Genomic DNA, 23,801 nt, shown 5'->3' with positions numbered 1-23,801 from the left:
TTATTCCGTCGGAGCCTGCGCCCCAAGTTTCTCTTCCTCCCGCGCGATCGACCAGCCGATCATTTCGCGCCAGATCGTTTCTGCCAGGGCAGGGTCAAACCCCGCCTCCCCTGCCGCCGCCCGGACCCGCGCCACGACCTCTTCGACACGGGCGGGAATGTTCGCGGGCAGGCCTGCCTGCGCCTTGATCTCCGCCGCCCGGTCGATGTACCCCACCCGCCGCGCCAGCAGCGCGATGATCTCCCGGTCGAGCGCATCGATACCAGCACGCAGCTCCGTCATGTCAGTGCAGTCAGCGGGCAGGCGCATGGGGGTTCTCCGTGTTGGGGGCCACCTCACCGTACCTGCCCCCACCCGAAGGGCAATGCGTCAGAACAACCCTTCCACATCCCCATCGGCGTTGAGCCTGATGTTCTCGGCCGAGGGTACCCGGGGCAGACCCGGCATGGTCATGATCTCGCCGCAGATCGCCACGACAAAGCCCGCCCCCGCACTCAGCCGCACTTCCCGCACGGGGATCTCGAAGCCCGTGGGCGCACCGCGCTCGTTGGGATCAGTGGTAAAGCTGTATTGCGTCTTGGCCATGCAGACGGGCAGGTTGCCATAGTCCTGCTCTTCCCAATCCTTCAATTGGTTCAGGACCTTCTGATCCATCACCGCCCGATCCGCCCGGTAGATCTTGGTAGCAATGGTGTTGATCTTGTCGGCCAGCGGCATCTCGTCGGGGTAGATCGGCGCGAAATCAGACCCACCGGCCTCGATGGTCTCCACGACCTTGGTGGCCAGATCGGCCGAACCTTCGGAGCCAAGTTCCCAGTGCCGTGACAGCACCGCCTCAGAACCCTGGCTTGCCACGTAATCCTTGACCGCCTGCACTTCGGCATCGGTGTCCGTGACGAAATGGTTGATCGCCACCACTACCGGCACACCGAATGATTTGACGTTCTCGATGTGCCGCCCAAGGTTGGCGCAGCCCGCGTTCACCGCCTCCACATTCTCCGCGCCGAGGTCCGCCTTGGCCACGCCGCCGTTCATCTTCATCGCGCGCACCGTGGCCACGACCACCACGCAGGAAGGCGCGAGCCCTGCCTTGCGGCACTTGATGTTGAGGAATTTCTCGGCCCCGAGATCGGCGCCAAAACCGGCTTCGGTCACCACGTAGTCGGCCAGTTTCAACGCCGTGGTCGTCGCAATGACAGAGTTGCACCCATGCGCGATATTCGCAAAAGGCCCGCCATGCACGAAGGCCGGGTTATTCTCCAGCGTCTGCACGAGGTTGGGCTGCATCGCGTCCTTCAGCAGCACGGTCATCGCCCCATCCGCCTTGATGTCGCGTGCGTAGACAGGCGAGCGGTCGCGGCGGTAGGCCACGATCATGTCACCGAGACGTTTCTGCAGATCGCTTAGATCCTTCGCCAGACAGAGGATCGCCATAACCTCGGAGGCCACGGTGATGTCAAAGCCTGCCTCGCGCGGAAAGCCATTGGCCACACCGCCCAGGGACGCCGTGATCTGGCGCAGCGCGCGGTCGTTCATGTCGACCACCCGGCGCCAGACGACACGGCGGGTGTCGATCTCAAGGCTGTTGCCCCAGTAGATGTGGTTGTCGATCATGGCGCTCAGCAGCGAATGCGCCGAGGTGATGGCGTGAAAATCGCCGGTGAAATGCAGGTTCATCTCCTCCATCGGCACAATCTGCGCGTAGCCACCGCCCGCGGCCCCGCCCTTCATGCCGAAGTTCGGGCCCAGTGAGGCCTCGCGGATGCACACAGCAGCCTTTTTCCCGATGCGGTTCAGACCGTCACCCAGACCCACGGTGGTTGTGGTCTTGCCTTCGCCCGCGGGTGTGGGGTTGATCGCTGTCACGAGGATCAGCTTGCCGTTGTCGTTGCCCTGCACCGAGTTGATGAAGCTTTGCGAGACCTTCGCCTTGTCATGCCCGTAGGGCAGCAGATCCGCCTCCGCGATCCCCAGACGCGCCCCGATCTCCTGGATCGGCAGTTTGTTTGCGGCGCGCGCAATTTCGATATCGGACTTGTAGGCCATGGATAGATCCCCTCGTTGCGCCGCGTTCGGCGATGTTGCTGTCCCCTGCATAGAAGCAGGCCGTTAACCACAGAAGGGGGATTCCGACGGATCGTTCGCTTTGAACGGCAGCGCGGCTGCCAATCGTTTCGTTTCGGAAACGAATGTTACGCGCGCGCCTGCTCGAGATGTGCCCAGACCGGCTGATCGGGGATGTGCAGGGTGAGTGTGTCACCGACCGCGATGCTGCCTTCCCGCTCGACCCAGGCGGTCACACCGCGGCGGTTCCTGGCCGCCGGTTTGAAGCGGGGGCCAAAGCCCGCGCGGTCCTTTTCAATCTCGCGCCCGGGATAGATGCAGGGCCGGTTTTCCATGTCCACGGTCAGGCTCGCCCCGCTGGGTGCCTGCAACCGGGACGACGGCGGAACGCGTGTGAAATCGGGAATGCCTTCAACCACCAGCGAGGCCCCCAACCACGCAGGATCAATAACCTCCAGCCCCATGTCCTCGGCGATCTGCGCCAGTTCTTCGGCGGAGAGCACAGAGAGTTGCCGCACATTGCGGATCTCCGTGCCCAGGGCGTATTGCGCCTTGGTGCGCACACAGGCCGGGCGCGTCAGCCCGCTGTGACATTCACCCTCGATCCCGGTAAAGGTCAGTTCGGCCGCCTCCAGCGGTTCGGCGCGCAGCGTCTTGCCGCTGTCCCTCACCAGTCCCAGCCAGGTAACACGTCCGGTAAAGCGGGTCGGCAACAAGGCAGGCATGGGGCGGTCTCCTCAAATCATCTGACGGAAGTGAGACCAGACCTTGGGCCAAATGAAAAGACCCCGCACGTGGCGGGGTCCATGATCATTCGTGAAGGCAGGATAACGCCGCGTTCTAGGTCGAGGGCTCCGGCTCCATCCCGCCGTCGCTGGGCGGTGCCTTTTTGCCTTTGGCCTTGGCCTTCGGGATGCCGATCACGCTTGGAGCAGAGCCACTATCGGGTTTGTTATCCTCATCCGCGGGCGGCACGGGCGGCTCGCCGTTCATCACACGCTTGATCTCGTCGCCGGTGAGCGTTTCGTACTCCAGCAAGCCCTGCGCCAGACGCTCAAACTCCGTCTCATGCTCGGTGATGATCTTGAGTGCCCAGTCATAGCCGTCCTGGATAAAGCGTTGCACCTCTTCCTCGATCAGCTCCTTGGTATTGGCCGACACGGAGAAGCCCGCGGTGTTGCCCTGATAGCCCTCGGCGGCCTCGGAATAGTCGATGTTGCCCACCTTGTCGGACATGCCCCACCGCAGCACCATGGCGCGTGCCAGCCCCGAGGCTTGCATGATATCGCCCGCCGGGCCGTTGGAGACCGCATCGGGACCGTATTTGTGGATCTCCGCCGCCTTGCCTGCCATGGTCATGGCCAGACGCTGGTGACATTCGTCCTTGAACATGTTGAGCCGGTCCATCTCGGGCAGGCTCATGACCATGCCGAGCGCACCGCCGCGCGGGATAATCGTCGCCTTGTAGACCGGATCGCACTTCGGCAGCATCATGCCCACCAGCGCGTGTCCGGCCTCGTGATAGGCGGTCATTTCCTTTTGCTCAGGCGTCATGACCATGGAGCGGCGCTCCGCCCCCATCATGATCTTGTCCTTGGCGTTCTCGAAGTCGATCATCGTCACGAACCGCCGGCCAACACGGGCAGCCCCCAGGGCCGCCTCGTTCACGAGGTTGGCGAGATCCGCGCCGGAGAAACCGGGCGTCCCGCGGGCGATGATGCGCAGATCCACATCCGGGCCCAGCGGCGTCTTGCGCGCATGTACGCCAAGGATCTTCTCGCGGCCCTTGATGTCGGGGTTGCCCACAGTCACCTGGCGGTCGAACCGGCCCGGGCGCAGCAGCGCGGGGTCCAGCACGTCCTTGCGGTTCGTCGCGGCGATGATGATCACGCCTTCGTTGGCCTCGAACCCGTCCATTTCCACCAGCAGCTGGTTGAGCGTCTGTTCGCGCTCGTCGTTGCCGCCGCCGTAGCCTGCACCCCGGTGCCGACCCACAGCGTCAATCTCGTCGATGAACACGATACAGGGTGCGTTTTTCTTGGCCTGTTCGAACATGTCACGGACGCGGCTCGCACCCACACCGACGAACATTTCAACGAAGTCCGACCCCGAGATCGTGAAGAAGGGGACGCCTGCCTCACCGGCAATCGCGCGCGCCAGCAAAGTTTTACCGGTCCCGGGAGGACCCTCCAGCAGCGCGCCTTTGGGAATTTTTCCGCCCAGACGGCTAAATTTTTGCGGATTTCGCAGGAACTCGACGATCTCTTCGAGCTCTTCCTTGGCCTCATCGATTCCTGCCACGTCGTCAAAGGTCACGCGACCATGCTTTTCGGTCAGCATCTTGGCCTTGGACTTGCCAAAGCCCATGGCACCACCTTTGCCGCCGCCCTGCATCCGGTTCATGAAGTAGATCCAGACGCCGATCAGCAGCAGGAAGGGCAACAGCGACAGGATGAAAGTCTGAAAGCCCGATTGTTGTTGCTGCTCAGCCCGGACGGCAATGTCATTTTCGATCAAAAGCTGCGTGATTTCAGCATCTTCAGGCTTGATGGCCACATAGTCCGTGCCATCGCCCTGACGAAAGCGAACCTCTTCTCCGTCCAGCGTCACATTGCTGACGTCGCCGGATTCGACCGCGTTGACGAATTCGGAATAGCTGATCTCGCGGCTTTGCAGCGTACTGCCGGGGCCACTGAACAGGTTGAACAATGCCAGGATCAGTAAAAACAGAACGACCCAAAAGGCGATGTTGCGTGCGTTACCCAACGAGATATCTCCCCGATTTGCGCATGATGCGGACTGCCATCTTAGCAGTACGGTGTTAAGATAGACACCCGACCGCTTTGTTCAATGCGATAAAAGTGCGGCAAATAGAGCGTCATCACCGCCTTCGACCTGCGCGCGCCAGCCATTCTCCAGCCCCGCGGCGGGTGCGGCCACCAGTTCGGGACCACGCCAGACACCCGGCGTGACCCGCAACACCTCGCCGGGCCGGCCCGTCTTGCGCCACGCGGGCAGTTGCGCGAGCCCAGCGGTACCAAGTGCGGCCACGTGCAGATTGGCATGCTCCGGGCCACCCTCAACCCGCCATCGCCCGTCCCACAACTCGGTCGTGGAGCAGGTCACATCGCGCACCCCCTGGTACTCCCGCGCGACCCACAGCATATCGTGGTTGCGCCACGCGTGGCATCCATCGACGGTGCCGCCCGTCCCGGCTTTCAAAAGCTCGATCAGACCCAGCACCGGCCTGCGCCGCGGCACGTAATCGGACCCGCTGATCCAGCCAAGAGCACTCAGCAGGATGCGCCGGGCCGTCTCGTCTGGCAGGGTTCGGTACACACGCCAGTCGAGGCAAACGGCCCCCGCCTCCGACCGGGCGATGCGGCGCGCTTCGAGAAAGGCCTGCCAGCTCAGGGCGTCCCGCGCGCGCGCCATGTTTGACGCGACCTGACCAAGCGCATGCGCGTCGATGCCCAAGGGGCTCAACAGGTCCAGCGCCTTGCGCATGCGCACCCGGTCAAAGCGCAGATCCTCGTTCGACGGATCCTCGATCCAGGCGACACCACGGGCCGTCAGATCCGCGCGCAGATCTGCGCGGCTGGCGCCCAGCAGCGGCCGCAGCCACGTGATGCCAAGCGAGAGGCGCCGCGGGCTCATGCCGGTCAACCCGTCCACCCCCGCCCCGCGGGCCAGACGCATCAGCAAGGTCTCGGCCTGATCGTCCAGCGTATGGCCCAGAGCCACCGTCTGCAGACGGTTGTCCTGCGCCCAGTCGGTGATCAACGCATAGCGCGCATCGCGCGCGGCCTTCTGCAGATTGCCCTGATGGTCCCAGCCGGTCCACCGCCGGGTCTGATGCGGGATGCCCAGCTCGGCACAACGCGCCGCAACCGCCGCCGCCTCCGCTCCTGCGTCCGGCCTCAGACCGTGATCAACGGTCACCGCATGCAGCTGAACCGGATGATCACGTGCGAAATCATAAAGCAGATGCAAAAGCGCCATGGAATCGCCGCCACCGGAAACGGCGATGCCAATGGCAGGCGGCGGCGATGGCAGCAGATGCTCTGCGATCTGACTGCCAAGATCCACCGTCATGGGATCACGGGCATCCCAGGCGTTGCATCTCTGCACGGGCCTCGCCGCTCGCGGGATCACCGGGAAAGCGGGCACCGACCTCTCCCAGGGTCACGCAGGCTTCGTCGCGTTGCTCGAGCCCGCCAAGGCTGCGGCCCAGACGAAACAGCGACTGTGCTGCCACCGGTCCCGTGGGATCAAGGCTGAAGCTGCTCAGATAGGCGCGGGCAGCCTCGCGCGTATTGCCCAGTTTCTCCAGCGCTTCGCCGCGGCCCAGATCGGCACCCGCCGCCAGCGGCCCGCCGGGATAGGTCTGCGAGAAGGTCTCGAAAAGCTGGGCCGCACGTTGGTAATCGCCCTCTGTGAGTGCGGATTGAGCGGCCTTGAAATCATCCTCTTCGCCGACGGCCAGCTGGGTGCCCGCATCACCGGGTGGCACCGGCGTTGCAGCACCCGGGGCAACCGGGCTTGCTGGCGCGCCTGTATCGCCGCCCAGCGTCGTGCTCTCCCCCAGAGCCGCCACATCGCCGCCCTCCAGCTCCACCAGCCGGAACTCCAGATCCCCCAGCCGGTTGGTCCCGTCCTCGACAATGCGGTTGATGCGGAACTCCAGTTCTTCGGTCTTGGAGGTCAGCCGCCGCATCTCCGTCTCGATCGTGCTGAGCCGGTCGAGTGCTGTGTCCCCGCCCACCTGAACACCGGCCCCCCCGGTGGTGGAGAGCTCCCGGCGCAGCCGCTGGATCTCCACATAGAGAATGGTCATCTCCTGCCGGATATCGGCAAGGGTCTGGTCGCGCTCTTGGGCCAGTGCCGCACCGGGCACCAGCGTCAGCGCGACACAGACGGCGAGCAGCCTGCGCACCGGATCAGCCCGTCAGACCGCTGGCCAGCACGGTGACCGCGCGGCGGTTCTTGGCATAGCACACTTCGGTGGAGCAGATCTCGATCGGGCGTTCCTTGCCGTAGCTGACAACACGCAGCCGGTTGCCCGCCACACCCCGGGACACGAGATATTCGCGCACCGCGTTTGCCCGTTTCTCGCCCAATCCCAGGTTGTACTCCCGCGTGCCCTGCTCATCGGCGTGGCCTTCGATCACCGCGGTAAAATCAGTGTTGGTGCTCAGCCAGTTGGCCTGCCCGTCGAGCACCGCGCGCCCTTCGGGCGAAATCGTAGACTGATCCACGGCAAAAAGCACCCGGTCGCCCACGGTCTGGTTGAAATACGCAGGCGAGGTCGGATCATTGACGCTGCCGGGCACCAGCGCGCCACCGGCACCGCCTACGCCATTGGCACCTCCGGCGCCGTTTCCGCCAAAGCGGTCGGGATTGGTGCAGGCCGCAAGTGCTAAGCCCGCAACCAGAAGAAGAATTTTAGATGTTACTGTCATGCTCTGTGCCTCATTGGGTCATTATCGCCTTATTTTACTCGGGTTTTAGCACAAGGCCCGGCCCCTTGGAAATGCCTATCGCGCCTCTCAGTCCAGGAGCGGCGACCAAGACGGATCCGATCCCCCTTCGGGCGTGCGCACGGGCCGCAGGTTACGCCCCGAGATATCGACCGAGTAGAGCGACGCGCGCCCGCCCTCGCCTTGGGTCTCGCGGGTAAACATGATCACCCGACCATTTGGCGCCCAGGTCGGCCCCTCGTCAAGAAACGACGCCGTGAGCAACCGCTCCTCCGCCCCGTCGGTGCGCATCACCCCGATATGGAACCGGCCCGCGTTCTGCTTGGTAAAAGCGATCAGATCCCCGCGCGGTGACCACACCGGCGTGCCGTAGCGCCCCGGCCCAAAGGAAATCCGCTGCGCCTCGCCGCCGCCCGCGGGCATGATGTAAAGCTGCTGGCTGCCCGAGCGGTCGCTCTCGAACACGATCTGGCGACCGTCGGGCGAAAAGCTGGGCGCGGTTTCGATGGATGGTGCAGAGGTCAGGCGCTGCGCCGCCCCCCCGTTGATCGTGGTGCTCCACAGGTCCGTGTTGCCCCCCTGGCTCAGCGAAAAGACAATCGTCTGGCCATCCGGCGCGAACCGCGGCGCAAAGCTCATGGTGCCCTCCTGCGCGTCGAGCGCCCGGCGCTGCACCGATCCCACATCCAGCACGTAGATCTGCGGGAACCCCGTCTCGTAGCTGGTATAGAGCACCCTTTCGCCGCCGGGCGAGAACCGCGGCGCCAGCACGATCGCGCTGCTGTCGGTGAGGTACTGCACGTTGGCCCCGTCGTAATCCATGATCGCCAGCCGCTTTTGCCGCGCGTCCTTGCCGCCGGTTTCCGAGACATAGACCACCCGGCTGTCGAAATAGCCGCCCTCGCCGGTGATCCGGCTGTAGACCGCGTCAGCGACCTTATGGGCCATGCGCCGCCAGCCCTCCGTGGTGCCGGTGAACTGCAGGCCCGATCCCAGCTCCGCGCCGGAGAAGACATCGTAGAGCCGGAACTTGACGCTGACCTGCGTCCCCTGAACCGCCACAGCACCGGTGATCAGCGCCTGCGCGTTGATCGCCTTCCAGTCGGCGAACTGCACCGGTGCGGCAAAGCTGGCGACCGTGCTGATAAAGGCATCCGGCTGGATCTGCCGGAACAGGCCCGTGCCGGTCAGATCCGCGGCCACCACCTGGCTGAGCTGCGCCGCAAGGCTGCCCGCATCGCCCGTTTCCGCCTCGAACACCGGCAGGGCAAAGGGCAAGGGCTCGATCACCCCTTCGGTAATCTCGATCCGAAGCGGGCCGCTACCCTGCGCCACCACCTGTCCGGCACCCAGGACCAGCGCGGTCACACACGCGCAGAGCATCGCCAAAACTCTCATCTGATCCGCATCCTTTCGGGATTGAACGTCATCTCAATATCCTGCCACTGGTCGTATTTTTCCACCGGTAAATCAAAGCCTCTGGCACCGCAGCGAATAATGGCGCGGCGCGCGGCCTCAAAAGCCTGCTGCGCCGCCTGCTCGCTGCCGCCACTACTGGATGTCATGCGGATCGACGACGTCAGCGGCTTGCCGTCCTGGCTCATGGCGACGCTGACCACGACGGTCGTGCCAAGCGCATCCGTGGACAGCGAGCCCACATTCCAGCACGCCTGCACCGCCACCCGCAGCGCGTCGCGCTCTCCTGCCGTGAGCGGCGGTCCCTGCGGCGCGTCCGGCGCGCCCGCGGAGGCGGGCGCCTCCCCGAGCGCCTCCGCCAAGGCAGCGGCCACCGCATCATCGGTGTCGGAGGGCACGTCCTCCACCGTTTCCGAAGGCGCCTCTTCGACCGGCGGCTCCTCGGCAGGCGGCTGCTCTACCGGCGCGTCCTCTGTCGGCGCGGGTTGGGCCGTCTGAACGGGGGCCTCGGGCCGCCGCGCGGGGGGTCTTGGCGAGGTCTGCGGCGCGGCACTGGGCTCCTCCGCCTCGGTCACGATCTCTGTGGCAGCCGCTTCCGGCGCGGTCGCCTCCGCTGGCTCCTGCGTCTGCTCGCCCTCCGCGTCCGGGGCCACGGCTTCCTGCTCAATCGGATCGGGCGCCGCATCCGGATCAGGCTGGGCCACAGGCTCGGGCGCCACCCGCTCGGCCGCCTCCGGCACGGGCCGCTCGGCGATCTCCGGCACCAGAACGGCCACATCCGCGGGCGGTTCCGGCAGCACCGGGGCGGCATCGCTGACATCCGCGCGCGGCAACGGCGCGATCTGCGACACATCGGGGGCATCATCGGCACTGGGGGCAGCCGCGGGCGCGGGCGGGGTTGGATCACTCACCGCGTCTTCACGCTCCATGATCTCGGGGGGCGCTGCCACCTCGGGCGTGGCAGGCTGTGCTATCTCGGTCGCGGATTGGGGCGTTCGGTCCCCGGCGGTCAGCGCCGCGTAGTCAGCGCTTGAGATCACCGACACCGGCACCGCCTCGATGGGCAAAGGCTCCGCCGCAAAGACATCGCCAAAGATCATCCACCCGATGAGGACCACATGCCCCGCACCAGAGATATAGTGTCCGGTATGCACGGGGCCCGCCTACTGATCCTGTCCGTCCAGCGTCGGCCCACCGATGTCCGTCACCAGCCCGATGTTGGCAAAACCACCCGCATTGAGCGCGCCCATCACCTCCATCACCCGCGCGTAAGGCACCGCCCCATCCGCCCTCAGGAAAATATGATCGGTGGCCCGCTCCGCCGCAATCGCCCGTAGCTTGGGAACAAGCTCCTCCCGCGCCGTTTCGGTGGTCTGGATCTGAACGGACCCCTCCGCCGTGAGCGTCACGGTCAGCGGCTCCTCCTGATCGGTGGGCAGCGCACCCGCCGCCGTGCGCGGCAGCTCCACCGGAACCCCGACGGTCAGCAAGGGGGCAGCCACCATGAAGATAATCAGCAGCACCAGCATCACGTCCACAAAAGGGGTCACGTTGATCTCGGCCATGGGCTGGGTCTTGCCGCGGCCGCGCCGTCTGCGTCGCGTCCCCTCGCCCTGGTTCTGAATGATACCCGCACCCATGATCTACCCGTCCAGCTGGCGGCTGAGAATGGTCGCGAACTCATCCGCAAAGGCCTCGTAGCCCGACAGGATCTTATCACAATCGGCGCTCAGCTTGTTGTAGAAAATCACCGCCGGGATCGCCGCCAGCAACCCCAGACCGGTGGCCAGCAGCGCCTCGGCAATCCCGGGTGCGACGACCGCCAGGTTGGTATTCTGCTGCTCGGCGATCTCGATGAAGGCATTCATGATCCCGATCACCGTGCCGAAAAGCCCGATGAACGGCGTCGACGATCCCACCGTGGCCAGCACCGTCAACCCGCCACGCAGGTAATCCGCCTCCTTGTTGATCGCCACATCCATGGAGCGGTCAATGCGCGAGGTCGCCCCCGCGATCATCCCGCCATCGTCCCGGTGCGAGCGCCGCCACTCCGTCATCCCGGCGGCAAAGATCTTCTCCGAGCTGCCCGACGGCGCGGGCCCCAGCGTCTCGTACAGACCGTCCAGAGGCTCGCCCGACCAGAACGCCTGATCGAAGGCCGCGGCTTCGGCGCGCGCACGCCGGTAGGTGATCAGCTTGATCACGATGATCGACCACGACCAGAAGGAGGCCGCGATCAACATGATCATCACGATCTTGACGATCAGGGTCGCGCGCATGAACAACCCCCAGAATGAGAAGTCGATCTCATGCGCCACTGCCAGCGTCTCTGCTTCCATGATGCCTGCTCTTGTCTATTCGCCGCTCGATGGGCCGCTTGTGCGACCTCTATTGGGCATGACACTAACCAAGAACGAGACCAATAGCCATCACTATGCCGTTACGGCGGCGGCGCAACCGGCAATGCGCGAAGTTCTGCTGGCAAACGCGCCGGTTTCCCGCCCGGTCCGATCACCGCCACGGTGACACGCGCGCCAAAGATCTCCGTATCCTCCCGGCGCACGATCTGGCCCATCACCATGCGCGCAGGCGTCAACGTCTCGACCCATGTCTCGACCACCAGCAGATCGTCAAACCGCGCGGGCCGCCTGTACTCGGCCTCGATCCTGCGGACCGCAAAGACCTGCCCCGCGTCCTTCATCGCCAGCTGATCGATCCCCATCTGCCGGACCCAGTCACTGCGCGCCCGCTCGATATAGCGCAGATAGTTCGCGTGATAGACGATCCCCGCCATGTCGGTATCCTCATAATAGACCCGAACCTCGAACCGGTGCGCCGCCCTATTCGGCATGACAGGCCGCCGCCCGGTTGACCAACCCGTCCAGCCCGAAATACAGCGTCTCGGCCGCCAGCACACGGTGGTGGTTGCGGTAGGTGATCACCATCATCTCATGGCCGGCAAACACATCCTCCACGGTAAAGAGCAGATCGGGCTGCGCCACCAGCGCCTGTGCCCAATATGCCCGCAGTGCCGCCTTGCCACAGATCTCGCCCGAGCCGGTCACCGCGCGCGCTTTCAGTGAATGAAACAGCACATCGTCCGAATAATGGGCCAGGATCCGGTCCAGATCGTGACTGTTCCAGCCCGCCTGCCAGGCGCGCGCAAAAGCCTGTACGTCCGTGTCGCTCACTGCATCCGCCCCACCCGTGCCGCCAGCCGCAAGGCATGGCTCGCATCCGTGGCAACCGCGGGCATCACCGGATCATAAGCCGCCCGCACCAGTGCCGCGATCTCGGGCCGCAGGATCGTCCGCTCTCCCACCACCGCCAGCGGAGACCGCTCGCGAAACGCCCCGTCCGACCACAAAAGCACCGATTGCACGATCTGGCTCAAGGCCAGCGTCTCGGCGGGCACCGCCGCCAGCTGAGCATCCATACTCAGAAACACGAAACATGCCTTGATGGCACCGGTTTCATCGAAATGAAACACCCGGTACTGGTTCGCCTCCGCCGCCTTCAACGTCTCCACCAAAGGCGCCAACCCAAGGATCAACCGATCCAGCCCGGGCACCTGGGGCAACTCATCCCACTGCTCAAAGAAAAACACCATCAGGTTGCTGCCCAGCTCCGGATCGGTCTCGGCCATCTCATGGCCCGCCAACACCACGACCGCCTCCAGCGCGCCCTTGACGACCGCCAGCGTTTCATCCGTCACACCAAAGACCACGGGTGCGATCGGCCTGCCCCACCGCGCAAACAAAAACGTCCCATCCTGCCGCGTGAACAGCGCCTCAATCTGCGATGCGTCCCCTGTCATCTTGCCATATAAACTCCCGCCGGAGGCTCCCGCCCCATCACTCAAACAAATCCGTCTGCCCCCGGGGCGCCTCCAGCCCCAGATGCGACCAGCCATGTCGCGCCAACAGACGTCCCCGCGGCGTCCGCTGGATCAGCCCCTTTTGCAACAAGAAGGGCTCGATCACCTCCTCAAGCGTATCGCGGCTTTCCGACAGGGCCGCACTCAGCGTCTCGATGCCCACCGGCCCGCCACCGTAGTGCTCCGCCATCAGCGACAGATACCGCCGGTCCGCCCCGTCCAGCCCCAGATGATCCACCCCCAGCCGGGTCAGCGCCATATCCGCAAGATCCCGCGTGACCGTGCCATCCCCGTCCACGACCGCGAAATCCACCACCCGACGCAAGAGCCGACCGGCGATCCGCGGCGTCCCGCGCGACCGCCGCGCAATCTCCCGCGCGCCCCCTTCATCCGCAGGCGCGCCCAGCCGCCGTGCATTCCGCTCCACAATCACAAAGAGCTCATCCTCGGTGTAGAACTGCAACCGCGTGGGAATGCCAAAGCGATCCCGCAAGGGCGTGGTCAGCAACCCCATGCGCGTCGTCGCCCCCACCAGCGTGAAAGGCTGCAACTCGATCCGCACCGTGCGCGCGGCAGGCCCCTCGCCGATCACCAGATCCAGCTCGAAATCCTCCAGCGCCGGATAGAGGACCTCCTCCACCACCGGGTTCAGCCGGTGGATCTCGTCGATAAACAGCACATCGCGTGCCTCCAGATTGGTCAGGATCGCCGCCAGATCGCCCGCCTTGGCCAGCACCGGGCCAGAGGTCATGCGAAACCCCACGCCCAACTCGCGCGCCATGATCTGCGCCAGCGTCGTCTTGCCCAGGCCAGGGGGGCCGTGAAACAGCGTATGATCCATCGCCTCGCCCCGCCGCCGGGCGGACTCGATGAACACCCGCAAATTCGCACGTGCCTCCGCCTGGCCCACGAAATCGGCCAGTGTCTGGGGCCGCAGCGCGCGGTCCACATCCTCCGGTAAGGGTTCTGGCCGCACGGTGGGGTCGATGTCACTCATGGGGCTCTCATCGCCTCCCTCAGCCCTTGGGCGCCAGCAGCTTCAGCGCAGCGCGGATCAGGGCGGGGGCCTCGGCCTGCGGATCCTCGCCCGCGGCTTGCGCCACTGCCCCCGCCGCGTCACCCGGCCCGTAGCCCAGATTGGCCAGCGCCGACAGCGCATCGGCCTGAGCGGAGGCCCGCCCCTGCACCGCAGGGGCCGCTGTGGCAGGGGTCTCGATGACCTCTGCCACAGCCTCCCCCGCCACCTGCGCGACCGTGCCCCCCATGGCGCCCATGGCCATGACACCCGGCGCCTTGTCTTTCAGATCCAATACCACCCGCTGCGCGATCTTGGGCCCCACGCCCTTGGCCGCCTTCACCGCATTCCAGTCGCCAAGCGCAATCGCCCGACCGACGCCCTCGGGACCCAGCGTGCCCAGAATGGCCAGCGACGCCTTGGCACCCACCCCCTGCACAGAGGTCAGCAACCGGTGCCACTCCTTCTCGACCAGTGTCGTAAACCCGAAAAGCTGCAGCAGATCCTCCCGCACCACCAGATCCGTAAAGAGCGCCACCGCCTCGCCCACCCCGGGCAGGCTCGCCAGCGTACGATCCGAGCAATAGACCAGATAGCCGACCCCGCGCACGTCCACCAGCACATGATCCGGGCCGCGGTAGTCGATCCGTCCTGTGATCTTGCCGATCATGCGTCCTCTCTCCTCATCGCCACAGACAGGCGCCCGCACGTCGCAGATCTACCCGCGGTGGCTCTCTGCGCCATCCGCCGGTGCCGACAGCCGCCCACCATCATGCGCCCGCCCGCGCAATCGCAGCCCCCAGCCCGCTCGCCCCGGAATAATGCGCGTGGCAAATGGCGATGGCCAGCGCGTCCGCCGCATCGGGTCCCGCGATCACCGCTCCGGGCAATTGCAACTGCACCATGTGCAACACCTGCCGCTTGTCCGCATGTCCCACACCGACCACGGCCTTCTTGACCTTGTTGGGCGCATATTCCCCCACCGGCAACCCCGCCTGCGCAGGCACCAGCATCGCCACGCCCCGCGCCTGACCCAGCTTCAGCGTGCCAGCCCCGTCCTTGTTCACAAAGGTCTGCTCGATCGCCGCCGAACCGGGCGCATGGGTGCTGACCACCGTTTGCAACTGCTGGAACAGCGACAGCAGCCGCGCCGCCAGATCCGGCCCACTGGACTGACAGATCCCGTTCGCCACATGCGTGATCCTGCTCCCCGCGACGTCAATGACGCCCCATCCGAGGTTCCGTAGCCCCGGGTCAATCCCGATGATGCGTCCCATGAGCCATGCCTCGACAGTTTTACTCTTTTTCTGTGCATTAGCACGAAAGGCGAACATTCGCCAAGCGCTTCCATAGGACCGACCCCGCCCGCCCCTGCGCGGCGTCAAGGGACAAAAACGCCCCCTCAAGGTACATTTTCGACATTCCCCGGCGTCATTTTTTCGTTTCATTTACAATTGGTTAACCCTATCTCCACCTATGCAAAAAACGCATATCGACCATGCACTTTCACATCTTGCTGAAAAATCGGGCAGACCCTATCTCCCGGTCATACCCCGACGGGCCAATCGGCCCAGCTTTAGACAAGGAAATACCAATGGCCGCTTTTGATACAACCCGCCCAACCTATGACAGCGCTCCCGTTGTCGCCCCCTTCTTCGCCAGGCTGATGGCCTCCGTCATCTCCTGGAACGCCGCACGCGCGACCCGCTCCGCACTGGACAGCCTGACCGACCGTGAGCTTGAAGACATCGGTCTGGTACGCGGCGATATCGAGCTTGTCGCAGCCGGCAAAATGCGCCGCTGAAACCAAAGCGCTCCCTGATGCCAAAAGCCGCGGCTGTCCATTCGGACGGCAGCGGCTTTTTCATGCGGATCCCGTGGTCCGCAAGACACGTCGCGCCTCAGCGGCCGAGCGTCAGGGTGCTCCAGTCGCCGATCTCGTCCCGGTGCCGCAGCGCGAGCCCCGCCTGCCCATAAGCACCGATCACCTCATCTGCCTGCTCATTGAGCAGACCCGACAGGATCACGCAGCCACCGGGCGCCAGATGCGCGGCAATATCCGGGGCCAGCGCCATCAGCGGCCCTTTGAGGATATTGGCAAAGATCAGATCGAACGGTGCCGCCGCCGCCAGTTGAGGGTGATCAAAGCCCGCCGCCTCCACGCAGGTGACCCGGCCCGCCAGCCCGTTGGCCACCACATTGCTCTCGGCTACCTCGACAGCGACAGCGTCAATATCGCTGGCCAGCACCGTGCCCGGCCAGACCCGCGCCGCCGCCATGGCCAGCACCGCCGTTCCACAGCCAATGTCGGCCACCGCGCCGCCCGCGACACCCTGGTCGAGCAGCCGGTCAAAGGCCCGCAAACAACCCAGCGTGGTGCCGTGATGCCCGGTACCAAAGGCCATCGCCGCCTCGATCAGCAGGGGCTCCACCCCCTCCGGCACCTTCTCCGCATCATGGCTGCCGTAGACGAAAAACCGCCCCGCCGCCACCGGCGCAAGCTCGCGCCGCACATGCGCGACCCAGTCAGTCTCCGGCAGTTCGGACACCACGAAAGGCTTCGCCCCCCAGGCCGCCGCCAGCAGCGCGAGCCCGGTGTCATCGGGGGCAGCGGTGAAATAGCCGCCCACTTCCCACAGGCCCGATCCGTCCTCCATCTCGAAAACGCCCACACCCGTTGGCTCGGGCTGCAAGGCCTCCATCGCGTCCCCAAGGGCTTCGGCTGCGGCCTTGCCCTGCAAGGTGGTCAGCGCAGTGAAAGTCGTCATGAAAGATCTCCGGCCTGAATCCCGCTCCGCCTAGGCCCGCCCCACAGAAACGTCAAGCGACCGGTTATTCCGCCGCGGCGGCCACAGGCCCGGCAAAGATCGTCTCGCGCCCCTTCTGGGGATGCCGCGGGATCATCATCGCGAGGATCAGCGACACCGCCGCCATGGCCGCCGCCAGCACAAAGACCGCCGCGGGCGAGACCAGCCACAACAGCCCCAGCGGGAACGGCAGAAACACCGCCGCGATATGGTTGATCGTAAAGGCCACCGCCGCAGTGGGCGCGATATCACCGGGGTCCGCGATCTTCTGGAAATAGGTCTTCAAGGCCAGCGCCAGCCCGAAAAAGATGTGATCAATCACGTAGAGCACCGCGGCGATCAGCACCCCCCAGCCCAGCAGGTAGACGCCGCTGTAGCACAGGAACACCCCGATCAGACCCACGTATTCGAAGGCCAGCGCCTTGCGCTCGCCAAAATGCCCCACGGCCCGGCCCAAGAGCGGCGCCACCGCGATGTTGATCACCAGATTGATCGTGTAAAGCCACGTGATCTCATGCACCTGATAGCCGAATTTCTCCACCATCATGAAACCGGCAAAGACCACGAAAATCTGCCGCCGCGCGCCCGACATGAACTGCAGCGCGTAATACAGCCAGTAGCGGCGGCGCAGTACCATCCGCTTGATCTGCGGGTCGGGCGCCTCGAACTGCGGGTAGAGCACCATCGCCGCCGCCGCGATCAGCACCGTCGCGCCACCGCCCACCAGATAGACGATGTCGAAACTCAGGCCCAACGGCTCCCACAACATCATGATCGCCAGATAGGCGACCAGCGTCGCGCCGGAGCCCGCGGCCAGCAACCAGCCCAGCATCTGCGGCGCTTCGTCCTTCTTCAGCCATTGCAGCTGCAGCGACTGGTTGACCGTCTCGTAATAGTGAAACCCGATGGAGCTGAGCATCGTGAGCGTTAGGATCCCCGCCATGGACGGGAACTTGGCCGTCAGCGCCGTGGCGACCCCCAGCAGGATCAGCGACACCAGCGCCAGCACCTGCTCGCGCACGATCAGGATGATGGCGATGACACCCACGGCCAGAAACCCCGGGATCTCGCGCACCGTGTGCAAAAGCCCGATGTCCCGGCCGTCAAAGCTGGCCGCCTCAATGACAAAGTTGTTCAGCAGTGCCGACCAGGTATGGAAGGCCAGCGGCATCGCCAGCGCCATGACGAAAAGCAGCGCCACCGGCCTGCGCCAGAGCGGCAATTGTTCGCCCTCAGCTAGTGTGATGAAACGCGCCATTCCCGTTGCATAGGACCTTGGCGCGGGTTTGACGAGGCGATTTTACCGCCTCGTCCCGGGTTTTACCGCGCGAGGCTGGTGGAGACGGCGACATTGCCGTGCCAGTCTTCGCCTTGCGTCACCGGCGTCGTGCCGTATGCCAGGCTGACCAAGATCCCGGCCACCACCGCGCCGACGAGCAGCGCGCCGCGGGCAGAGAAGGGCGAGACCGCAGGTTCGAGAGCCCAAAGCTGAGCAGCGGTCATTTTTTGGGAAACAGACATTGTCATTCCTTTCTCTGGGTGATGCTGCGGAAGATCCGCGATGACCCTGAGATAAGGACACTCCATATATTAGTAAAACGAATGTTTATCATATCAATAATCACGAATTAAGATGGATGGAACTGCGCAGGCCCGGCCCGGGATGTCGCATATTCCGGCGCCCCAACATCCGGGGTTTCCAAAGGCCGGCAGGTCCCGCCTCGCGTGGTGCCACCAGGCCAGCGGCGCGCGTCCAAAGCACCTGCGCCGTGAACCGGCCTTTCGGTGCATAGCTCCGCGGTGGAGATCCAGTCGGCCTTTGATCCACGCGACATAGCCTCACGATCAACTGCCGGACCTTGCTTCCCGACCCCTGGAGGCCGCCTCAGTAAAAGCTCTGCGGATCAATATCGATGGCCAGCCGCAGGTCTCCCTTCAGCGGCAGCGGCGCCACCCAGGCGGCCAGTGCAGATTGCAGCGGCACTGATTTCTCTGCCTTCACCAGCAGACGGACCCGGTGCCGCCCGCGCACCCGCGCGATAGGCGCAGGTGCAGGCCCGAAAACCTGCGCGCCCACGGCCCGCAGGGCCCCGTCGTGCCGCGCCAGAAGGTTGCCAGCATCAAAGACCTGCCCCACGTCCCCGCCGCTGAGGATAATGCCCGCCATCCTGCCGTAGGGCGGCACGCCCGCCGCCTCGCGCTCGCGCGCCTCCGCCGTCCAGAACCTTTCCTCATCCCCCGCCAGAATGGCCCGGATCACCGGATGCTCGGGCTGGTAGGTCTGCATCAACGCCACGCCCGGGCGCTCGACCCGGCCCGCGCGCCCAGCCACCTGACGCATCAGCTGAAACGTCCGCTCGGCGGCCCGCAGATCCGATCCTTGCAGCCCGAGATCCGCGTCGATCACACCGACCAGTGTCAGATTGGGAAAGTTGTGCCCCTTGGCCACCAGCTGTGTGCCGATGATCACATCCGCCGCCCCCTCGGCGATCTCCTCGATCTGCGCCTTGAGCGCCCGTGCCGAGCCATAGAGATCCGAGCTCAGCGTGGCGATCCGTGCCTCCGGAAAGAGCGCGGTGGCCTCCTCGCCCAGCCGCTCGACCCCCGGACCCACCGCCGCCATCCGCCCCTCGACCCCGCAGGAGGGGCACAGCTCCGGCATGGGTTTGCTCTCGCCGCACTGGTGGCAGACGAGGCGCTTGAGAAACCGGTGCTCCACCAGCCGCGCGTCGCAGTGATCGCAGCCCACCTGATGACCACAGGCCCGACAGAGCGTGATGGGCGCATAGCCGCGCCGGTTGATGAAGAGCAGCGATTGCTCGCCCAGTTCCAGCCTTTTGGTCACCTCCTGCTGCAGCACGCCCGAGATCCAGCGATCGGACGGCAGGCTTTCGGCGCGCATGTCGATGGCCCGCATCTGGGGCATCACCGCAGGTCCGAACCGCGCCGTGAGCTCCAGCCGCGCGTAGCGTCCGGCTTGCGCATTGGCCCAGCTCTCCAGGCTCGGCGTGGCCGAGGCGAGCACCACCTGCGCGCCGCAGATCGACGCCCGCAGCACCGCCATGTCGCGCGCGTTGTAGAGCACCCCCTCCTCCTGCTTGTAGGAGGTGTCGTGCTCCTCATCGACGACGATCAGCCCGAGGTTCTGAAACGGCAAAAACAGCGCCGAGCGCGCACCGATCACCAGCTGTACGTCGCCCGCACCTACCATGCGCCAGATACGCCGCCGCTCGGTCATCGTCGCACCGGAGTGCCACTCCGCGGGCCGCGCGCCGAACCGCGCCTCCACCCGGGTCAGAAACTCCACCGTCAGCGCGATCTCCGGCAGCAGCACCAGCGCCTGTCGGCCCGACCGCAGCGCCGCTGCCACCGCCTCCAGATAGACCTCCGTCTTGCCCGATCCGGTGACCCCGCGCAGCAATGTCGTGCCGTAGGCCTCCGAGCCTACGGCCTCCGCCAGTTGCCCCGCGCCCGCCGCCTGATCCTGGGTCAGCGCCTTGCCCGGCAGATCGGGATCAAGCCGCGGATAAGGCAGATCGCGCGGGCTTTCCTCCTCGCGCACGGCGCCTTGTGCCACCAGCCCCTTGACGACAGACGTGCCAACCCCCGACATCTCCGCCAGTTCCTTGAGCGTGAACGCCAGATCACCGTAGTCGCTCAGTGCCGCCAGCACCTTGGCCCTTGCGGCGGTCATCTTGTCGGGCTCACCCGCCCCCCGCCGGTAGATCTTGCGCATGCCGGGCGGATCCCCCAGCCCCGGCGCGCGCGTGGCCAGCCGCAGCATCGCGGGCAGCGGCGTGAGCGTGTAGGCCGCCGCACGGGCGAGAAAACTGCGCAGCTCCTCGCGCATGGGTGCTGCGTCCAGCACCCGGTAGACCGGCCGCACCTTGGCCAGATCGTAATCCCCCTGCCCCGGTCCCCAGACCACCCCCACCAGCTTGCGCGGCCCCAGCGGCACCTCCACAAAGGCACCGAGCGCACAGCCCCCCTCCGGCGCGCGGTAATCCAGCGCCCCCGACCCGCGCCCCATCGCCTGCGTTGTCAGCACCGCAATCAGGCATCCTTCATCGAAAAACTGCGGTTCGCTCACCAGGCTGGTCCCCGAAATATCATGCTTGAGGGTTTAAGCATGGCAGAACATGCGCTAAAGCCAAGCGCAAGACTGACAGTTGTTAGCGCTCACAGCCATCTCCGGAAAGGACCACGCGATGAAATTCTTTGTCGATACAGCAGACACACAAGCCATCAGCGACCTCAACGACCTCGGCATGGTGGACGGGGTCACGACCAACCCCTCGCTGATCCTGAAGTCAGGCCGCAACATCCTTGAGGTCACCAAAGAGATCTGCGGCATCGTCGACGGCCCCGTCAGCGCCGAGGTTGTGGCGCTTGAGGCCGAGGCGATGATCGCCGAGGGCCGCAAACTGGCGGAAATCGCCCCCAACATCACCGTCAAACTGCCCCTTACGTGGGACGGGCTCAAGGCCTGCAAGGTGCTGTCGGGCGAGGGCAAGATGGTGAATGTGACGCTTTGCTTTTCCGCCAATCAGGCGCTGCTGGCCGCCAAGGCGGGCGCCAGCTTCATCAGCCCCTTCATCGGGCGGCTCGATGACATTCATCTGGACGGGATGGAGCTCATTCAGGACATCCGCACCATCTACGACAATTTCGATTTCCAGACAGAGATCCTCGCCGCCTCCATCCGGTCGGTCAACCACGTGCAGGATGCAGCGCTGATCGGCGCGGATGTCATCACCGCCCCGCCTGAGGTGATCAAGAAACTCGCCACCCACCCTCTGACCGACAAGGGGCTGGAGCAGTTCATGTCCGACTGGGCCAAAACCGGTCAGAACATCCTCTGAGATCACAGGAATTGGACTAAGCGGGTGGATCACCGGGCACATACTGCCCTACCGATCCATCCGGTTGGTAGACCGGGCATCGCCCGACCTCCGGCAGGAAGTTAATTCAAACGGTCGCACGCGGCACCAAGGTCCGTCCGATTGGTGCTGATGCGCGTACCGGGTATGTTACCAAACGCCCTCCAGGTCGGGCAATGCCCTTAGCGCCTGGCCTGGCAGGCGCTGCCCCCGCTGCAACCCAATGGCAACACCTTGCCACCGTGACGCGACACCATCGTCATCAAGGCAGATTTACGCGCCCTGCCGTGCTACCTTGCCCGAAAACAAAGAGCAGGTAAGCATGAGCAGCACCCCAAAGATCGACGACGCCCTGCGGGCGGCCATCCTGTCACGTCCCGATGTCATCCTCGATGATCCGGACGTGATGCACGCCCTGATCGCCGCTAACGCCGGTGCGATGGGCGACAACATCATTGACCTGCGCGGCGTCGCGATGGCGCGCATGGAGAACCGGCTGGGCCAGCTGGAAGACACCCACGCTTCGGTGATCGCCGCCGCCTATGACAATCTCGCCGGCACCCAGCAGATCCAGCGCGCGATCCTGCTCCTGATGGAAGCAACCGACCTTACCGGCTTCCAAAGCGCGCTTGATGCCGCCGCCGACATCCTGCGCGTCGATGCGATCCGGCTGCTCATCGAAGGCGGGCATGCGACGCTTGTCCCGGTCGATCCCGGCTTTGTGCAGCACTACGTCAAGCAGGACAAACCCGTCACGCTGCGCCAGATCCCGGCAGGCTCCGCGCTGGTGCACGGGGATCACGCAGCCGCCGTCCGGTCCGAGGGCTGCCTGCGGCTGGATCTGGGCACGGGCAGCGCCCCGGCGCTCCTGGTCATGGCCTCCACCGACCCGCAGATGTTCAACCCGCAGCAGGGCACGGATCTTCTCGCGTTTTTCGCGGGCGTCGTCGAACGGATGCTGCGCCGCTGGATCCCGTGAGCCTGATCAGCCCGGCGGCGTCGGACGCGCTGCACAGCTGGCTGGAGCACGAGCGCGCGCTCAAAAACGCAGCGGAGGCGACGCTCACCGCCTACCGCGGCGATGTGGTGGAGTTTCTCGCCTTCATCTCCGCCCACAAGGGCGCGCCGCAGGGGCTGGGGGCGCTGGAGCGGATCACCATCAGCGACATGCGCGCCTGGATGGCACAGCTGCGCGGCGGCGGCGTCGGGGCGCGGTCCATGGCGCGCAAGCTCTCGGCGGTCAAGACCTTCTACCGCTGGCTGGCGCACCGCGAGGGGTTCGAGCCCACGGCGGTGCTGACCGTCCGCACACCGCGTTTTCAGAAACGTCTGCCGCGGCCCGTGGTCGAGGAGGCCGCGCGCAACCTCATCGACACGGTCGAGCTGCAAAGCGAAACCCCGTGGATTGCTGCGCGTGATGTGGCGGTGCTGACCCTGCTCTGGGGGTGCGGTCTGCGCATCTCCGAAGCGCTCGGCCTGCGCCGCAGCGATGCCCCCCTGCCCGAGACGCTGCGCATTCTGGGCAAGGGCCGCAAGGAACGGCTGGTGCCCGTGCTGCCCGCCGCCCGGCGCACGGTCTCGGATTACCTCGACCTCTATCCAGGCATCCTGCCCCCCGAAGAGGCGCTCTTTCGCGGGGCGCGCGGCGGCCCGCTCGGCCCGTCGGTGATCCAGAAGGTCATGGCACGGGCGCGCATGCAACTGGGCCTGCCCGCCACCGCAACGCCCCACGCGCTGCGCCACAGCTTCGCCACCCACCTGCTGAACGCAGGCGGCGACCTGCGCTCCATCCAGGAGCTGCTGGGCCACGCGTCGCTCTCCACCACCCAAGCCTACACAGCCGTCGATACCACCCGGCTGATGGAGGTCTACGCCCGCGCCCACCCCAGGGCCTGAGCCCCTCGGTCGCCGCTAGGCGCCAAGGGCCTTGCAAGGCCCTTCGCCCAGGCCCACAAGTCGCGCCTGCGCTGACGCGTTCTCCTGCACCGCGAAACCACGTCCTGAAGGCAGTACGGGGGCTCTCGTAGTGCCTCGGCATCACCGGCGTCCCGGACCATCGGGCCGGAAGGGCGCGCCAATCTGGCCTGTCGAAACCGTCGGAACAGCGCGTATGCCGACCGGCCGCGGTATTCCATATCGCCGTCTTTGCAGCCGAAACACCTGCAGGGGCTCGTCAGACATCCGTGCGGCGCGGTTGAACAGACATCCGACCGACACCGCGCAAGGTCCGGACGCGCGCTTAACCCTCTGCGCAAACTCTCT

The 23,801-nt window shown here is 65.4% G+C and carries 25 protein-coding genes; 4 read left to right on the top strand and 21 right to left on the bottom strand.

Annotated elements, in window-relative coordinates:
* The 17 genes from Q1A53_RS04480 to ruvC form a co-directional block, all read right to left on the bottom strand.
* Complete coding sequence (locus Q1A53_RS04480; protein ID WP_299963358.1) at positions 1–309, bottom strand: chorismate mutase; 309 nt, start codon at positions 307–309, stop codon at positions 1–3.
* A gap of 60 nt (positions 310–369) precedes the next feature.
* On the bottom strand, positions 370–2,046 hold the full coding sequence (locus tag Q1A53_RS04475; RefSeq protein WP_299963356.1) for a formate--tetrahydrofolate ligase: 1,677 nt from the start codon (positions 2,044–2,046) through the stop codon (positions 370–372).
* A 146-nt stretch (positions 2,047–2,192) separates the two neighbouring features.
* Positions 2,193–2,789, bottom strand: a complete 597-nt coding sequence (locus Q1A53_RS04470; protein ID WP_299963354.1) for an MOSC domain-containing protein — start codon at positions 2,787–2,789, stop codon at positions 2,193–2,195.
* Between the two features lie 115 nt (positions 2,790–2,904).
* Complete coding sequence (gene ftsH / locus Q1A53_RS04465; protein ID WP_299963352.1) at positions 2,905–4,830, bottom strand: ATP-dependent zinc metalloprotease FtsH; 1,926 nt, start codon at positions 4,828–4,830, stop codon at positions 2,905–2,907.
* 81 nt (positions 4,831–4,911) lie between these two features.
* Positions 4,912–6,159, bottom strand: a complete 1,248-nt coding sequence (tilS, locus tag Q1A53_RS04460; RefSeq protein WP_299963350.1) for a tRNA lysidine(34) synthetase TilS — start codon at positions 6,157–6,159, stop codon at positions 4,912–4,914.
* Between the two features lie 4 nt (positions 6,160–6,163).
* A complete protein-coding gene (gene ybgF, locus Q1A53_RS04455) occupies positions 6,164–7,000 on the bottom strand; it encodes a tol-pal system protein YbgF (RefSeq protein WP_299963348.1) in 837 nt (278 codons plus the stop codon).
* A gap of 4 nt (positions 7,001–7,004) precedes the next feature.
* On the bottom strand, positions 7,005–7,526 hold the full coding sequence (gene pal / locus Q1A53_RS04450) for a peptidoglycan-associated lipoprotein Pal (protein ID WP_299963346.1): 522 nt from the start codon (positions 7,524–7,526) through the stop codon (positions 7,005–7,007).
* Between the two features lie 87 nt (positions 7,527–7,613).
* Positions 7,614–8,942: a Tol-Pal system beta propeller repeat protein TolB gene (gene tolB, locus Q1A53_RS04445; protein ID WP_299963344.1), complete on the bottom strand. Its 1,329-nt coding sequence runs from the start codon at positions 8,940–8,942 to the stop codon at positions 7,614–7,616.
* Complete coding sequence (locus tag Q1A53_RS04440) at positions 8,939–10,114, bottom strand: energy transducer TonB (RefSeq protein ID WP_299963342.1); 1,176 nt, start codon at positions 10,112–10,114, stop codon at positions 8,939–8,941. The genes tolB and Q1A53_RS04440 overlap by 4 nt, the downstream gene beginning before the upstream one ends.
* Positions 10,115–10,123: 9 nt before the next feature.
* Entirely contained in the window at positions 10,124–10,600 is a 477-nt protein-coding gene (gene tolR, locus Q1A53_RS04435; RefSeq protein WP_299963340.1) for a protein TolR, read from the bottom strand.
* Positions 10,601–10,603: 3 nt separating this feature from the next.
* The gene (tolQ, locus tag Q1A53_RS04430) at positions 10,604–11,299 is read right to left on the bottom strand and encodes a protein TolQ (protein WP_299963338.1); all 696 of its coding nucleotides are present in this window, start codon (positions 11,297–11,299) and stop codon (positions 10,604–10,606) included.
* Between the two features lie 101 nt (positions 11,300–11,400).
* Positions 11,401–11,811, bottom strand: a complete 411-nt coding sequence (gene ybgC, locus Q1A53_RS04425; RefSeq protein ID WP_299963336.1) for a tol-pal system-associated acyl-CoA thioesterase — start codon at positions 11,809–11,811, stop codon at positions 11,401–11,403.
* Positions 11,801–12,151 (bottom strand): nuclear transport factor 2 family protein, encoded by a 351-nt coding sequence (locus Q1A53_RS04420; protein WP_299963334.1) that lies wholly within the window; start codon positions 12,149–12,151, stop codon positions 11,801–11,803. The genes ybgC and Q1A53_RS04420 overlap by 11 nt, the downstream gene beginning before the upstream one ends.
* Positions 12,148–12,777, bottom strand: a complete 630-nt coding sequence (locus Q1A53_RS04415) for a hypothetical protein (RefSeq protein ID WP_299963332.1) — start codon at positions 12,775–12,777, stop codon at positions 12,148–12,150. The genes Q1A53_RS04420 and Q1A53_RS04415 overlap by 4 nt, the downstream gene beginning before the upstream one ends.
* 37 nt (positions 12,778–12,814) lie before the next feature.
* The gene (gene ruvB, locus Q1A53_RS04410) at positions 12,815–13,834 is read right to left on the bottom strand and encodes a Holliday junction branch migration DNA helicase RuvB (RefSeq protein WP_299963330.1); all 1,020 of its coding nucleotides are present in this window, start codon (positions 13,832–13,834) and stop codon (positions 12,815–12,817) included.
* A 19-nt stretch (positions 13,835–13,853) separates the two neighbouring features.
* Complete coding sequence (ruvA, locus tag Q1A53_RS04405; protein WP_299963328.1) at positions 13,854–14,522, bottom strand: Holliday junction branch migration protein RuvA; 669 nt, start codon at positions 14,520–14,522, stop codon at positions 13,854–13,856.
* Positions 14,523–14,622: 100 nt separating this feature from the next.
* Positions 14,623–15,129 carry a crossover junction endodeoxyribonuclease RuvC gene (ruvC, locus tag Q1A53_RS04400; protein ID WP_299963325.1) on the bottom strand — a complete coding sequence of 169 codons (507 nt, stop codon included), beginning with the start codon at positions 15,127–15,129 and terminating at the stop codon, positions 14,623–14,625.
* Between the two features lie 317 nt (positions 15,130–15,446).
* On the opposite strand from ruvC, the gene Q1A53_RS04395 reads away from it, so the two are divergent.
* Positions 15,447–15,656 (top strand): DUF1127 domain-containing protein, encoded by a 210-nt coding sequence (locus Q1A53_RS04395; protein WP_299963323.1) that lies wholly within the window; start codon positions 15,447–15,449, stop codon positions 15,654–15,656.
* Positions 15,657–15,753: 97 nt separating this feature from the next.
* Here Q1A53_RS04395 and Q1A53_RS04390 read toward each other — a convergent pair whose 3' ends face one another.
* The 4 genes from Q1A53_RS04390 to Q1A53_RS04375 form a co-directional block, all read right to left on the bottom strand.
* Positions 15,754–16,620 (bottom strand): 50S ribosomal protein L11 methyltransferase, encoded by an 867-nt coding sequence (locus Q1A53_RS04390; protein ID WP_299963321.1) that lies wholly within the window; start codon positions 16,618–16,620, stop codon positions 15,754–15,756.
* 64 nt (positions 16,621–16,684) lie between these two features.
* Positions 16,685–17,917: an MFS transporter gene (locus Q1A53_RS04385; RefSeq protein WP_299963319.1), complete on the bottom strand. Its 1,233-nt coding sequence runs from the start codon at positions 17,915–17,917 to the stop codon at positions 16,685–16,687.
* Between the two features lie 62 nt (positions 17,918–17,979).
* Positions 17,980–18,162: a hypothetical protein gene (locus Q1A53_RS04380; RefSeq protein ID WP_299963317.1), complete on the bottom strand. Its 183-nt coding sequence runs from the start codon at positions 18,160–18,162 to the stop codon at positions 17,980–17,982.
* A 382-nt stretch (positions 18,163–18,544) separates the two neighbouring features.
* Positions 18,545–20,749 (bottom strand): primosomal protein N', encoded by a 2,205-nt coding sequence (locus Q1A53_RS04375; protein WP_299963315.1) that lies wholly within the window; start codon positions 20,747–20,749, stop codon positions 18,545–18,547.
* 118 nt (positions 20,750–20,867) lie between these two features.
* Between Q1A53_RS04375 and fsa the strand changes: the two genes are divergently transcribed.
* From fsa to Q1A53_RS04360, 3 genes are all read left to right on the top strand, one after another.
* The gene (gene fsa / locus Q1A53_RS04370) at positions 20,868–21,521 is read left to right on the top strand and encodes a fructose-6-phosphate aldolase (RefSeq protein ID WP_299963313.1); all 654 of its coding nucleotides are present in this window, start codon (positions 20,868–20,870) and stop codon (positions 21,519–21,521) included.
* 340 nt (positions 21,522–21,861) lie between these two features.
* The gene (locus Q1A53_RS04365; RefSeq protein WP_299963311.1) at positions 21,862–22,518 is read left to right on the top strand and encodes a DUF484 family protein; all 657 of its coding nucleotides are present in this window, start codon (positions 21,862–21,864) and stop codon (positions 22,516–22,518) included.
* Complete coding sequence (locus tag Q1A53_RS04360) at positions 22,515–23,435, top strand: tyrosine recombinase XerC (protein WP_299963309.1); 921 nt, start codon at positions 22,515–22,517, stop codon at positions 23,433–23,435. The genes Q1A53_RS04365 and Q1A53_RS04360 overlap by 4 nt, the downstream gene beginning before the upstream one ends.
* The last annotated feature ends 366 nt before the right edge of the window (positions 23,436–23,801 follow it).

The sequence above is a fragment of the uncultured Roseobacter sp. genome (assembly GCF_947496515.1).
Lineage (GTDB): Bacteria > Pseudomonadota > Alphaproteobacteria > Rhodobacterales > Rhodobacteraceae > Roseobacter.
This window is presented reverse-complemented; position numbering and strand designations above follow the sequence as displayed.